Below are 12,926 nucleotides of genomic sequence, written 5' to 3'. Positions count from 1 at the left end.
GTTGGCGCAGGAAACATCATTTTCCCGCCTATGGTCGGTATTCAGTCTTGTGAACATGTCTGGATTGCCGCCTTCGGCTTCCTGATCACCTCAGATGATTTGCTTAAAGTTTCTGCAAAGCGGGCGATCTCCTTGCAGAAACCGCCGCAGGGATGCACAAAAGGCGCGCTTTACGCGCCTGTTTGCACAACTTTACAGCATCACCACACCTGTTGTGCGATGTCGACAACCAGACGAATCTTCTGCCACTGCTGCGCTTCGGTCAGGCTGTTGCCCTCTTCCGTTGACGCAAAGCCACACTGCGGGCTGAGGCAAATCTGGTCGAGGCTGACAAACTGCACCGCTTCCTGCAGGCGCGCCTTCACCTGTGCAGCGTCTTCAAGCTCGCCGGTTTTGGTGGTGATCAGCCCTAATACCACCTGCTGATGACCCGGTTTGATGAAACGCAGCGGCTCAAAGCCACCGGAGCGCTCATTATCGTACTCGAGGAAAAACGCGTCGATATTCACGCTGCCAAACAGAATTTCCGCCACCGGCTCGTAGCCACCTTCCGAGATCCAGGTCGAGCGGAAGTTACCGCGACACACGTGCAGGCCGACGGTGAGATCCGCCGGTTTATCTTCCAGCGCGCGATTCAGCACCTGCGCATAAATGTGCGCCAGCTGTTGCGGATCTTCACCGCGCTCGCGGATTTGCTGCTGCTGATCGCCTGAACACAGGTACGCCCACACGGTGTCATCCAGCTGCAGATAGCGGCAGCCAGCGTCGTAAAACGCCTTGATCGCCTCCTTGTAAGTCTGTGCCAGATCGGCGAAGTACTGCTCCAGATCCGGATACACCGTGGCATCAATCACTTTACGGCCGCCGCGGAAGTGCAGCACGCTCGGGCTGGGAATGGTCATTTTCGCCACCGCATCGCCAGCCACGCTTTGCAGGAAGCGGAAATGGTCCAGCATCGGATGCTGCGGGTTAAAAGCGACTTTGCCGGTGACCTTCACGCCGTGCGCTTTGGTCTGCACGCCGTTGAACTGAATGCCCTGATCGGCCTCGAACAGCTCGACGCCGTGCAGATGGCCAAAGAAATCAAAGTGCCACCAGGCGCGGCGGAATTCACCGTCGGTCACTACCTGCAGACCGCTGGCGCGCTGCTGCTCCACCACCTGGCGAATCGCATCGTCTTCTACCTGACGCAGCTGGTCGGCGCTGAGGGTGCCACTGGCGAACTGCTCGCGTGCCTGCTTAATGGCAGCGGGACGCAGAAAACTGCCGACGGTATCGGCGCGGAACGGGGCGGTGTTGCGTTGCATATTCACTCCTGCACTGGCGCATAATTGCGTCAGGGTATAATTGCGTATGGTTATTTTTGGCCATCTGGATGGCTATATGTCCATAAGAGTGACATGCCGCCCTGCCGGCGGCAATAGAAGAAAATTCAGGGGACGTGAAAAAAATTCATGATCGGTCAGCGTGAATTAGTTTTGCGCAATCGCCGCGCGCGCCTGCGCGATCTGGCTGTCGGACAGCGGCAGGTAGCCGGCCTCCGTTACGCGGCGCTGGCCCTGCGCAGAGAGCACCTGCTGCAGAAAGGCGGCGACCAGCGGCGGCAGCGGTTTACCGGGCGCCTTGTTAACGTAAATATACAGCGGGCGCGACCACGGATAACGGCCGCTGCGGATCGATTCGGCATCCGGCATAACGCTGTCGCCGCTGGCGGTGACGATCGGCAGGGTTTTTACGCCGCTCAGGTGAAAGCCAAAACTGGCATAGCCGATGCTGTTCGGCGTGCTGGCAACCGCCTGCACCACCGCCGCCGAGCCGGGAAACTCCGCGACGTCAGCGCGGAAATCGCCGCGACACAGCGCCTGCTGCTTGAAGAAGCCCCAGGTGCCGGAAGCGGAGTTACGGCCAAAGCGCTGGATACTGCGCGTTGCCCAGTTCGCCGTATGCAGGCCAACATCGCCCCAGCGCTGTGGCACCTGCTGTGCGCCGCACAGCCGGGTCACGGAGAACAGCGCATCCAGCTGCGGCTGACTGATGGACGGCAGCGGATTGTCCTGATTAACCACCACCACCAGCGCATCCATCGCCACCGGCACCGCCAGCGGTGCATAACCATAGCGCGCGATAAACAGCTGACGCTCATCCACCTGCATCGGCCGGCTCATGGCGCCAAGCTGAGCGGCCCCTGCGGCCAGCGCGGTCGGCGCCGTCGACGATCCCGCCGCCTGCACCTGCACGTTGACACCCGGCGACTGACGGCTGAAATCTTCGCCCCACAGCGTCATCAGATAGCCCAGCGTGTCCGAGCCGACGCTGCTCAGGTTGCCGGTCAGCATGCCCTGCTGAGCCGTCGCCAGCAGCGGGCACAGTAATAAAAGAGAGAGCAGCAGCGATTTCATCACAGAGTCCGGTGGCGTTTACTGCGCCACATTCTCGCGGATTCCGTTCGCCACAATCAAGCGCGGTGGCAGCACGAAGCGGAAGCAGGTTTCCTGATGCGGCACGCTGCTGATCTCCAGCCGCGTGGTGTGGTGGCCGAGCGCGTGCTTAACAATGGCCAGCCCCAGCCCGCTGCCGCCGGTGGCGCGCGAGCGCGCTTTATCCACGCGGTAGAAGCGTTCGGTCAGGCGCGGCAGATGCTCCTCGCTGATGCCGGGCCCGTTGTCGCACACTTTAAATTCGGCGCCCTGTTTGGTGCGCAACCAGCTGATGTCGATGCGCGTGCCATCCGGCGTGTGGTTCACCGCGTTATACACCAGATTGGAAATCGCACTGCGCAGCTGTTCATCATTGCCGAACACCTTCAGGTGCGGATCAGTGTGGAAATGGATGCTGTGCCGGCCCTGGCTGAGGGTTTCTGCCTCGCGTTGCAACAGCAGCAGCATGGTCGGCACATCCACCGTCTCTTTCAGGTCAATGGCGGGAGCCGCTTCGATGCGTGACAGCGTCAGCAACTGCTTCACCAGGCTGTCCATGCGTCGCGTTTGCTCCTGCATGGTACTGAGGGCCTTGCTGCGGGTGCGCTCGTTCATCCCGGCATCGTCCATCATCTCCAGATAGCCCTGCAGCACCGTCAGCGGGGTACGCAGTTCATGGCTGACGTTGGCGAAGAAGTTACGCCGCGCTCCTTCCAGCTGGTGCATCTGGGTGACGTCACGCGCCACCATCAGCCACTGACCTTCGCTGTAAGGCATGACGCGGAATTCCATATGATGCTGATTATTCAGCACCAGCGTCAGCGGCTTGTTGAAGTCGCGCTGGCGGATATAGCGGGAGAATTCAGGGTAGCGCAGCAGGTTGAGGATATTCTGGCCGTTATCTTCCGGCCAGCGCAGCCCGAGATGCTGCTGGGCCAGACCGTTACACCAGAAAATGGTGCCCTCTTCGGTGGTGAGTACCACCGCGTCCGGCAGCGACTCGGCCCCGCTGCGAAAGCGTTTGATCAGATTGCCCAGCTCGCGCCGGCGGCGGCGATTGCGCAACTGCATTTGATACAGGCCGTAAAACAGCGGTTCCCAGCTGCCGCGCCCGGTGGGCGGCGTCATTGAACGATCAATCCACAGCCAGTGCGACAGCCGCATCAGATTTTTGAAGTGCCAGAACAGCACGCCGCACACGGCCAGTAACAGCCACCATGGCAGATAGCCAACCAGCAGACCCAGCACCAGCGCAGGCAGACACACCAGCGCCAGCTCGGTCAGTAATCTCTTCCAGGAGAGTCGTTCCAGCACGGTAAAAGACTCCGTTTAGTAGCGGGCAGAGAAACGATACCCTGTTCCGCGAACGGTTTGTACCATGCGATCGTGGCCGGAAACTTCCAGTGCTTTACGTAAACGACGGATATGCACATCCACGGTGCGGTCTTCCACATACACGTTAGTGCCCCATACGTGATTCAGCAGCTGTTCGCGGCTGTATACGCGCTCCGGATGCGTCATAAAGAAGTGCAGCAGTTTGTATTCGGTCGGCCCCATTTCCAGCGGCGTGGTTTCGGACATCACGCGATGCGAGGAGGGATCGAGGCTCAGCCCCTGCATCTCAATCACCTCTTCCACCGCCATCGGTGAGATGCGGCGCATCACGGCTTTAATGCGCGCCATCAGCTCTTTGGGCGAGAACGGCTTGGTGATGTAATCATCGGCGCCCACTTCCAGCCCGCGCACGCGATCTTCCTCTTCACCGCGCGCCGTCAGCATCATCACCGGAATATCACGCGTCATGGCTTCACGCTTTAAATGTTTGATGAACTGAATGCCGCTGCCGCCGGGTAACATCCAGTCCAGCAGAATCAGATCGGGCCAGGGTTCGATCAGCTTGCCAATCGCGCTGTCATAGTCCTCAGCCTCAATCGGCTGATAATCGTTTTGTTCCAGCACGAAACATAACATTTCACGGATGGGAGCTTCGTCTTCCACAACCAAAATGCGCTTAGCCATTATTACTCCTGCGATTGTGACGGCATGTCACGGGGGTTTGCGGCGCCATTATGCGTCAGTTTTGTGACACTTTTATGAAAAACCCACCTCATGATAATCAGATAAAAAGCGCAATTGTGACAACCGGTTTCGCTTTTTTTTCATTGCGTTGTTAAGCGGTTATACTGCCGCTTTGCGATAGCAGGCACGGAGCATTCATGCGCATTATTCACACCGCTGACTGGCATCTCGGTCAGTTCTTTTACAGCAAAAGCCGCGCCGCCGAGCACCAGCAATTCCTCGACTGGCTGCTGGCCGCGATTGTGCAGCATCAGGTGGATGCGCTGATCGTCGCTGGCGACCTGTTTGATACCGGTTCGCCGCCCAGCTACGCGCGCGAACTGTTTAACCGTTTCGTGGTGGCGCTGCAGCCCAGCGGCTGCCAGCTGATTGTGCTGGCCGGCAACCATGATTCGGTCGCCACGCTGAATGAATCGCGCGAGCTGCTGGCCTGCCTCAATACCCGCGTCATTACCAGCGCCACGCCCGGCGGCGAGCAGCAGGTGCTGACGCTGCAACAGCACGACGGCACGCCGGGGGCGCTGCTGTGCGCCATTCCCTATCTGCGTCCGCGCGATATTCTGCGCAGCCAGGCGGGTCAGTCCGGACGCGATAAGCAGCTGTCGCTGCTGCAGGCGATTGAGCAGCACTATCAGCACTGTTATGCCGCCGCCGTGGCGCAGCGCGAAGCCATGGGCAGTACGCTGCCGATCATCGCCACCGGGCATCTCACTACTGTGGGCGTCAGCAAGAGCGATTCAGTGCGTGATATCTACATCGGCACGCTGGACGCCTTTCCGGCGCAGGCCTTCCCGCCTGCCGACTACATTGCGCTGGGCCACATCCATCGTGCGCAGCGCATCGCCGACAGCGATCACATCCGCTACAGCGGTTCGCCGATTGCGCTCAGTTTTGATGAACTGGGGCGTGAGAAAAGCGTATTCCTGCTGGAATTTAGCACCCGGCTGGAGTCCGTCACACCGCTGGTTATTCCGTCATTCCAGCCGATGCAGATGTTAAAAGGCGCCATGGCGGAGATTGAACAGCAGCTGACCGCGTTTCACACCTATGAAGGCGATCTGCCGGTGTGGCTGGATATCGAAATCACCACTCAGGAGTACCTGAGCGATCTGCAGCGCCGCATCGAACAGCTTACCGACGCGCTGCCGGTTGAGGTGCTGCTGGTGCGCCGCAGCCGCGATCAGCGTCAGCGCAGTCTGGCACGGCTGGAGAACGAAACCCTGAGCGAACTGAAAGTTGAAGAGGTATTTGCCCGCCGGCTGGCGCTGGAGGAACAGCTGGAGGATGAACAGCGCGCGCAGTTAACGCAGCTGTTTCGCAGCACGCTGGCGACGCTGGAGGATCCGGGCGCATGAAAATTCTGACGCTGCGTTTTAAAAACCTCAACGCGCTGCGCGGCGAGTGGTTTATCGATTTCCGCCGCGAGCCGTTTGCCAGCAACGGGCTGTTCGCCATCACCGGCGCCACCGGCGCGGGTAAAACCACGCTGCTGGATGCCATCTGTCTGGCGCTCTATCACCAGACGCCGCGCCTTGGTGGCCTGTCGCAGAGCGAAAATCAGCTGATGACGCGTGACACCGCTGAGTGCCTCGCCGAAGTGGAGTTTGAGATCAAAGGTGAAGCCTGGCGCGCCTTCTGGAGCCAGAACCGCGCGCGCGGCCTGGCGGAAGGTAAACTGCAGGCGCCGCGCGTCGAACTGGCGCGCGTGGCGGACAACCAGATCGTCGCCGATAAAGTCGGTGACAAGCTCAAAGCCATCGAAACCTTGTCCGGTCTCGATTTTGCCCGCTTCACCCGTTCGATGATGCTGTCGCAGGGGCAGTTTGCCGCCTTCCTCAATGCCAAACCCGGCGAGCGCGCCGAGCTGCTGGAGGAGCTGACCGGCACCGAAATCTACGGCCACATCTCGATGCAGATCTACGAGCGCTGGCGCACGGCGCGCGCGGCACTCGACACGCTGCGCGCCCGCGCCGGTGCGGTGCAGTTGCTCGATGACGCCCGCCGCGCCGAACTGGCGCAGCAGCTGGAGCAGCTGACCCGCACCGAACAGGATCTGAGCGAGCAGCTGGCGCAGGCCCAGCAGCAGCAGCAGTGGCTGACGCAGCAGCAGCAGCTCCACGCGGAGCAGCAGCAGGCGCAGCAGGCGTTGCAGACTGCCGCCAGCGCCTGGCAGCAGGCGGAAGGCGATCGCCAGCGGCTGGCGCGTGCCGAACCGGCGGAGAAACTGCGTGACAAACTGCAGCAGCGCGAGCAGCTGCAGCGCGACCAGCAGGCACTGACGCAGCAGGCGCAGCAGTTACAGCAGCAACAGCAGCAGGCGCAAGTCGCGCTGCAGCAGGGCGAAAGTCACTATCAGGCCGCACAGCAGGCGCGTGAACGCGCGCTGGCCGACCAGCAGCAGCTGGAAACGCTGCTGGTCGAGCAGGTGATTCCGCTCGACCAGCAGATCGCCAGCCGTGCACAGCAGCTTGAGCAGCAGCAGGCACAGCTGAACGCGCAGCAAAAAGCGCTGCAGCTCAGTCAGCAGGCGCTGGAACAGCATCAGCAGGAGAGTGAACGCTTACAACAGCAGCTGGCGCAGCAGCAGGCGTTGCGTGAAAGTGAAGCCGCCGTTGCTCACTGGGGCGGCGAGCTGGCGCGCTGGCAGGCTGAACTCGCCCGCATTGAAGAGCGCGAGCAGACGCTGACGCAGCTCAGCGCGCAGCGGCAACAGCAGCAAAATCAGCTGGAACAGCAGCAGCAGGCGCTGCAGGCGCGCGAGCAGGCGGCACAGCCGCTGCAACAGGCAGAAACCGCGGCGCAGCAGCAGCGTCAGCAGGCGGAGCAGGTGCTGACTTCGCTCGAAGCGGAGATCGCCAGCCCGGCGCTGCGTGCGGCGCTGGCACAGCATCAGCAGCAGCGCGGCATCCGCCAGCAGCTCAGCCTGCTGGCGGCTCAGTGGCAAACGATCCAGCCGCAGCGCCAGCAGCGCCAGCTTAAACTGCAGCAATTACAGCAGCATGCTGCGCAGGAAGCGCTGGCGTTGCAGCAGCTGCGCGAGGAGTACAAGCGCGAGCATCAGACGCTGCTGGATGTGCGTCGCCTGTGCGAGCTGGAGCGCACGATTATTCAGCTGGCCGACGAGCGGGCCCGGCTGCAGCCGGAACAGCCCTGCCCGCTGTGCGGCTCCTGCCAGCATCCGGCCATCGACCGCTACCAGCAGTTACAGCCGGATGAAAGTCAGCAGCGCCTGGCCGCGCTGGAGAGCCGCGTGATGCAGCTCAGGGAAGCCGGCACCGCGCGGGGCGAGCAGCTCAAACTGTCGCAGCAGCAACAGCAGGCGCTGCAACAGGAAATCGCCGATCTCGACCAGCAGATCGCCGCCACCCGCGAGCGCTGGCAGGCGCTGTGCGGTGAGCTGGCGCTTACCTTCAGCGCTGAACAGCACGCAGAATTCAGCGCCTGGCAGCAGCAGCAGGATGCGCTCGAAGCCCGCCAGCAGCAGCAGTTGCAGGCGCGTGAACAGGCGGCCGTCACGTTGCAGCAGGCCAAAGACGCGCATCTGCAACAGCAACAGCGCTGGCAGCAACATCAGCAGCAGCAACAGCTGGCGCAGCAGCAGCTCACCAGCGCCCAACAGCAGCGCGATGAGCTCGACCAGCGCATCAGTGGTGAACGTCAGGCGTGTCAGCAGCAATTGCAGCAGCTGGAACAGCAGCTGGCTGCCCATCAGCTTAGCCTGCCTGCCGCGCCCGAGCGCGCCGGCTGGCTGCAAACCCTGCAGCAGCGCTGGCAGCAGTGGCAGGAAAGTGAGCGGTTACTTGCTGAGCTACAGCCGCAGCTGGCGAAAAGCGAAACGGAAGGCACCAGCCTGCAGCACACGCTGGCGCGTGAACAGCAGCAGGTCGCCAGCCTGCAGCAAGCCCTTAACCACCTGCAACAGCAGCAGCAGGCCCAGCAGCAGCAGCGCCAGCAGCTGTTTGGCGACCGGCGCGTGGCGGACGCGCGTCAGCAGCAGCACGCCACGCTGCAACAGCATGACCAGGCGCTGGCGCAACAGCTGCAGCGCTGGCAGCAGGCGCAAAGCGAGCTGCACGGCCTGAAAGGTCAGTATGAACAGATTGTCAGCCAGCAGCAGACGCTGGCGCAGCGCACAGCGGACGCCGAAAGCGCCTTCCGGCAGGCATTGCTGCTCAGTGATTTCGCTGACGAAAGCGCCCTGCGCGCCGCGCTGCTGGCGGAAGATGAGGTGCAAACGCTGCGCCAGCGGCTGCAAACGCTGGAGCAGCAGCATCAGCAGCACGCCGCGCTGCATGCCAGACTGGCGCAGCGGCTGAGCGATCACCAGCAGCAGCGCCCGGCCGCGCTCAGCGATGCCGATGCTGGCACCATCGCCGCCCGGCTGGAGCAGCTGCGCGTGGCGCTGCGTGACAATGCACGCCAGCAGGGCGAAGCGCAGCAGCAGTTGCACAGCGATGCGCAGCAGCGTCAGCAGCAGCAAACGCTGCTGGCGCAGATCGCCGCTGACGAAGCGGAACTGGCACAGCTGAGCCGCCTCAACGATCTGATCGGGTCGGCCAAAGGCGACAAGTTCCGCCGCTTTGCTCAGGGCTTAACCCTCGATCATCTGGTGTGGCTGGCAAACCGCCAGCTCGATCGCCTGCACGGCCGCTATTTACTGCAGCGCCGCGTCAGCGATGAGCTGGAGCTGGAAGTGGTCGATACCTGGCAGGCCGATGCCACGCGCGACACGCGTACGCTGTCCGGCGGCGAGAGCTTCCTCGTCAGCCTCGCGCTGGCGCTGGCGCTGTCCGATTTGGTCAGCCATAAAACGCGCATTGAATCACTGTTTCTCGACGAAGGCTTCGGCACGCTGGATGCCGAAACGCTGGACACCGCGCTGGATGCGCTCGATGCGCTTAACGCCAGCGGGAAAACCATCGGCGTGATCAGTCATGTGGAAGCGATGAAAGAGCGCATCCCGGTGCAGATCCGGGTGCGTAAAATGAACGGACTCGGCTACAGTAAACTGGAGCTGCCGGGCGAGTGATGCGTGAAGTGGCGCGGCGATCAGCTGATCGCCGCGCCAGGTAGATTAACGCGTAACCGGCGCTTTGTAGCGCGGACCGGCCAGCAGACCACCCTGCTCGTTCTGCGCTAACAGACGCGCGCTGGTGACACCAGCAATGGTGTGCGCTTTGTCGCCCGCGTTGCTGGCGATCTGTTTGATCGCCGCCGACACCAGCATGCCAATGATGCCGCCGTTGCTGTTGTTGCTGTTCTCAGAATCATTGGCGGTGGCCATGCCCTGCCACAGCTCTTTACCGCTGCGCAGATCAACCAGACGGGCAGTGGCCGAGACCGTGGTCACCGAATCAACCACCAGATAGCTGCTGCCATAATCGGTAATCGAAATGTACAGTGCGCTGTCTGCGTTGAAGATGTCATGCAAGCGCTTCGTGCTCACCGCCTGAATTTCATGCCCGTTGCTCAGGCCGTTCTGCTGGAAGGTCTCTTCCACCACCGCCACCGGGAATACGTAGTAACCCGCTTCCGCCAGCGGCTGGGTCACCAGCGAGGTGAAGCTGTGCGACGCGTTGATATCCGGCGCACGGTTATCGGCAGGCAGCACCAGAATTGACGCCGGCTTACTGGCACGGAAGGCGCTGTAATCATACGGTTTCTTATTCTGGGCACAGCCGGTCAGCAGCAGCGCCGCGAATACGCCGCACACGGCAATCAGTTTTTTCATTGGTTCACTCCTTTTTTCTTCATCAGAAAGTCCATGTACGGGGCCGATTCCGGAAACAGCTGCTTCTCAAGGGCGAACTGGCTGAAAGCTTTATCCGTATTGCCGTTTTTGGCGTACAGCAGGCCCAGCTGGGCGTGCAGACCCGGTGCTACCGGCTTGTTCACTGCTTTGGCCTTTTCGATATCCAGATTCAGCGCATCAATCTGCTTCTGCGGATCGCTGTCTTTCTGGTAATAGCTGTAGACCTGCTGCTGGTAATCACCCCAGTAGTAGATCGGCTCCGGTCCTTTTGGCGCACAGCCGGCCAGCACGCCTGCCGCGATCAGCGCGGCGCTCAGTTGCAGTAATTTCATCGTCAATATCCTTATTTCACCGGGCGCCATGCGCCGTTATTGATGCCATCCACCAGGTGGTCGACCGCTTCACGGATCGCCAGATCCATCACTTTGCCGTTCAGGGTAGAGTCATAGCTGGCGGTGCCGCCAAAGCCGATCACCTCACGCGCTGACAGCTGGTATTCACCCGCGCCCTGCACGCTATAAACCACTTCTGAAGTGGTCACATCCACCACATTCAGGTTCACTTTGGCGTAAGCGATCTGACTTTTACCGCGGCCGAGGATGCCCCACAGCTGCTGGTCGCCCACTTCTTTGCGCCCGAACTCGGTGATGTCACCGGTGATGATGTAGTTAGCGCCCTTGATGTTCTGCTGGCTGTGTTTGAAGTCGGCTTCCTGCTGCAACTCTTTCAGGTTGCTGCGATCCAGCACGTTGAAGCGATTGGTCTGCTGCAGATGCGTAATCAGAATGGTTTTGGATTGGTTGCCCAGACGATCAACGCCGTCGGAGAAAATCCCATTCATGTATGACGAACGGTTATCAAACTGTCCCACCGCGATTGGGCTGCGCACGCCCTGATAAGCCGGCTGGCTTGCGGCGCGAACCTGAGGTGCGTCGATGGCGCGCGACGACTCGGTGGCACAGCCACTGAGCAGCGCGGCGCTTAACAAGGAGAGTGCCGCAAAGGCATATTTCTTCTGCATTTCTGGTCCATGAATAAAGGAAGGGATAACACCGCCACCAGGCGGCAAATTCTGGTTATGCCGACAGTCAGAGTAATGCCATAGCATTCCCTGCTGCGGTCTGTAGACTGTCGGCAGCAGCGCCAGGAATCTTTAGCGAAAATGCAGGCTTATTAATGAATTTAATTAATCGATTAGCGAGACTATCAGGTGGGTTAGTAATGATGGTGGGGCTCAGCGCCTGCCAGCAGGTGGCCGCGCCAGCCCCCAGCCTGGCCAATCAGTGCCAGCCGCAGGGCGATGCTGATAGCGCCGCCTGCCACTGGAGTGAAGCACTGCAGCAGCAGCTCAATAAGCAGTTTCACGATGCGGTGCGCTATGCCGGACAGCAGTGCTGGGTGCGCCTGGAGTGGCAGAACAGCGGACGCTTCGCGGTGACGCAGACGCAGGGCGACGAAGCACTGTGTTTGCGCGCCTGGCAGTTGATTGGTCAGTCGCGCGGCTTACCGCCACCGCCGCAGCGCGACCAGCCGGCGTGGTTTGGCTTTGCGCCTACCCGGCCTGACTTGCCAGCCCATCCTGGCGCCACTGGCGCGGGCTGATGCCGAACCAGCGGCGAAAAGCGCGGGAAAAGGCGCTGACCTCAGAATAGCCCAGCAGCAGCGCCATCTCCGAGATGGGCAGCTGCTTCTGCTGCAGGTAATGGGTGGCCATTTCGCAGCGCACCTTGTCCACCAGCGCACTAAAACTGATGCCCTCTTCACGCAGACGCCGCTGCAGCGACCAGCTCGACAACCCCATTTTGCCGGCAACCTCTTCCAGCACCGGTTCGCCCTGAATCAGCGTCAGGCTGACCTGCGAACGCGCCAGTTCGACCATGCTCTGCACGCTGGCGCTGCTGTTGAGGCGGCGAATGGCATCCTGCATCACCATCAGCAGCATCGCATCCTGCTCCGGCATGGCGCGCTGCAGGTCGCGTTTGGCGATCAGCAGCGAGTTAAACGGCTGATCGAACCAGACCGGCGCATCAAACACTTTGCAGTGCTCGTGCCACTGCTCCGGACGCGGATGTTCAAAGTGCACCTCGCGCGGCGCCCAGTTTTTGCCCGCCACGTGGCGAATCAGGTTGAGGAACATGCCGAGCGTCAGCTCCGCATCCTGACGGCGTGCCAGGATCGCCCCGTGGCGCACCTGATAATCGAGCCGCCAGCAGTCGCCCTTGTCCACCAGCCGCGTCAGCGTATCGTGCTGGTGCCAGGGAAACGCGTTCACCACATTGTGCAGCGCCTGCTCCAGCGTCGGCGAGCACAGTCCGATGTAGCCAATTAACCCTAATGACTGCGGTTTGAACTGCCTGCCGTAATGCAAACCGAAGTTATCAAAGCCGGAGTGGCGCGCCGCTTCTTCCATCACGCGGCAATAGTTCACCAGCCCGAGGCTCAGTGTCGGGCTGGCCAGCAGTTCGGAATCGATACCGCTGATGCCAAAGATGCGATCGACATCGCCGCCTTTATCCGTGATGAAGGCGCTCAGACCGGTCGCCGCCGCGGCCAGAACGCCACGGTTGCTGGCGGGTGTGGCAAACGCGCTGAAGGCATCAGCAGCAGAGATGAGTGATTGCATGGAAACCTCTCAGGGATCGCGCGGATAACAGAATGAAGGGATCCAGCAATTTTCA

11 protein-coding genes and 1 pseudogene are annotated in these 12,926 nt (G+C 61.2%); 4 read left to right on the top strand and 8 right to left on the bottom strand.

What is annotated here, in order from left to right; all coding sequences use genetic code 11:
- Window positions 1–93, top strand: a pseudogene (locus QMM04_RS01775) (branched-chain amino acid transport system II carrier protein); the annotation flags it as partial.
- A 107-nt stretch (window positions 94–200) separates the two neighbouring features.
- Here the strand turns inward: QMM04_RS01775 and QMM04_RS01770 are convergent.
- From QMM04_RS01770 to phoB, 4 genes are all read right to left on the bottom strand, one after another.
- Window positions 201–1,307, bottom strand: a complete 1,107-nt coding sequence (locus QMM04_RS01770) for a cobalamin-independent methionine synthase II family protein (RefSeq protein ID WP_282995525.1) — start codon at window positions 1,305–1,307, stop codon at window positions 201–203.
- Window positions 1,308–1,472: 165 nt separating this feature from the next.
- Entirely contained in the window at window positions 1,473–2,399 is a 927-nt protein-coding gene (locus tag QMM04_RS01765) for a phosphate ABC transporter substrate-binding protein PstS family protein (RefSeq protein ID WP_282995524.1), read from the bottom strand.
- Between the two features lie 18 nt (window positions 2,400–2,417).
- The gene (gene phoR, locus QMM04_RS01760; protein WP_021507144.1) at window positions 2,418–3,731 is read right to left on the bottom strand and encodes a phosphate regulon sensor histidine kinase PhoR; all 1,314 of its coding nucleotides are present in this window, start codon (window positions 3,729–3,731) and stop codon (window positions 2,418–2,420) included.
- Between the two features lie 15 nt (window positions 3,732–3,746).
- The gene (phoB, locus tag QMM04_RS01755) at window positions 3,747–4,436 is read right to left on the bottom strand and encodes a phosphate response regulator transcription factor PhoB (RefSeq protein WP_021507143.1); all 690 of its coding nucleotides are present in this window, start codon (window positions 4,434–4,436) and stop codon (window positions 3,747–3,749) included.
- A 197-nt stretch (window positions 4,437–4,633) separates the two neighbouring features.
- On the opposite strand from phoB, the gene sbcD reads away from it, so the two are divergent.
- Together sbcD and QMM04_RS01745 are read left to right on the top strand one after the other, a co-directional pair.
- Window positions 4,634–5,851 (top strand): exonuclease subunit SbcD, encoded by a 1,218-nt coding sequence (sbcD, locus tag QMM04_RS01750; protein WP_104092640.1) that lies wholly within the window; start codon window positions 4,634–4,636, stop codon window positions 5,849–5,851.
- Complete coding sequence (locus tag QMM04_RS01745) at window positions 5,848–9,525, top strand: AAA family ATPase (protein ID WP_282995523.1); 3,678 nt, start codon at window positions 5,848–5,850, stop codon at window positions 9,523–9,525. The genes sbcD and QMM04_RS01745 overlap by 4 nt, the downstream gene beginning before the upstream one ends.
- A gap of 45 nt (window positions 9,526–9,570) precedes the next feature.
- Here QMM04_RS01745 and QMM04_RS01740 read toward each other — a convergent pair whose 3' ends face one another.
- Genes QMM04_RS01740 through QMM04_RS01730 form a run of 3 tightly spaced genes read right to left on the bottom strand, consistent with a single transcriptional unit; the run spans window position 9,571 to window position 11,269 of the window.
- The gene (locus QMM04_RS01740; RefSeq protein WP_021507140.1) at window positions 9,571–10,227 is read right to left on the bottom strand and encodes a DUF799 domain-containing protein; all 657 of its coding nucleotides are present in this window, start codon (window positions 10,225–10,227) and stop codon (window positions 9,571–9,573) included.
- On the bottom strand, window positions 10,224–10,580 hold the full coding sequence (locus QMM04_RS01735) for a DUF4810 domain-containing protein (protein WP_021507139.1): 357 nt from the start codon (window positions 10,578–10,580) through the stop codon (window positions 10,224–10,226). Before QMM04_RS01735 ends, QMM04_RS01740 begins: the two co-directional genes overlap by 4 nt.
- An 11-nt stretch (window positions 10,581–10,591) precedes the next feature.
- Window positions 10,592–11,269, bottom strand: coding sequence for a CsgG/HfaB family protein (locus QMM04_RS01730; RefSeq protein WP_021507138.1), 678 nt, complete (start codon window positions 11,267–11,269; stop codon window positions 10,592–10,594).
- 200 nt (window positions 11,270–11,469) lie between these two features.
- Between QMM04_RS01730 and QMM04_RS01725 the strand changes: the two genes are divergently transcribed.
- Window positions 11,470–11,850 carry a cell envelope integrity TolA C-terminal domain-containing protein gene (locus QMM04_RS01725; protein WP_282995522.1) on the top strand — a complete coding sequence of 127 codons (381 nt, stop codon included), beginning with the start codon at window positions 11,470–11,472 and terminating at the stop codon, window positions 11,848–11,850.
- Here the strand turns inward: QMM04_RS01725 and QMM04_RS01720 are convergent.
- Window positions 11,801–12,871 (bottom strand): AraC family transcriptional regulator, encoded by a 1,071-nt coding sequence (locus QMM04_RS01720; RefSeq protein WP_282995521.1) that lies wholly within the window; start codon window positions 12,869–12,871, stop codon window positions 11,801–11,803. The two genes, QMM04_RS01725 and QMM04_RS01720, sit on opposite strands and share 50 nt — an antisense overlap.
- Window positions 12,872–12,926: the final 55 nt, after the last annotated feature.

The sequence above is a fragment of the Pantoea sp. Pa-EAmG genome, assembly GCF_030024295.1.
GTDB lineage: Bacteria > Pseudomonadota > Gammaproteobacteria > Enterobacterales > Enterobacteriaceae > Pantoea > Pantoea dispersa.
The sequence above is the reverse complement of the archived record's forward strand: the minus strand, read 5'-3'. Positions and strand labels throughout refer to the sequence as shown.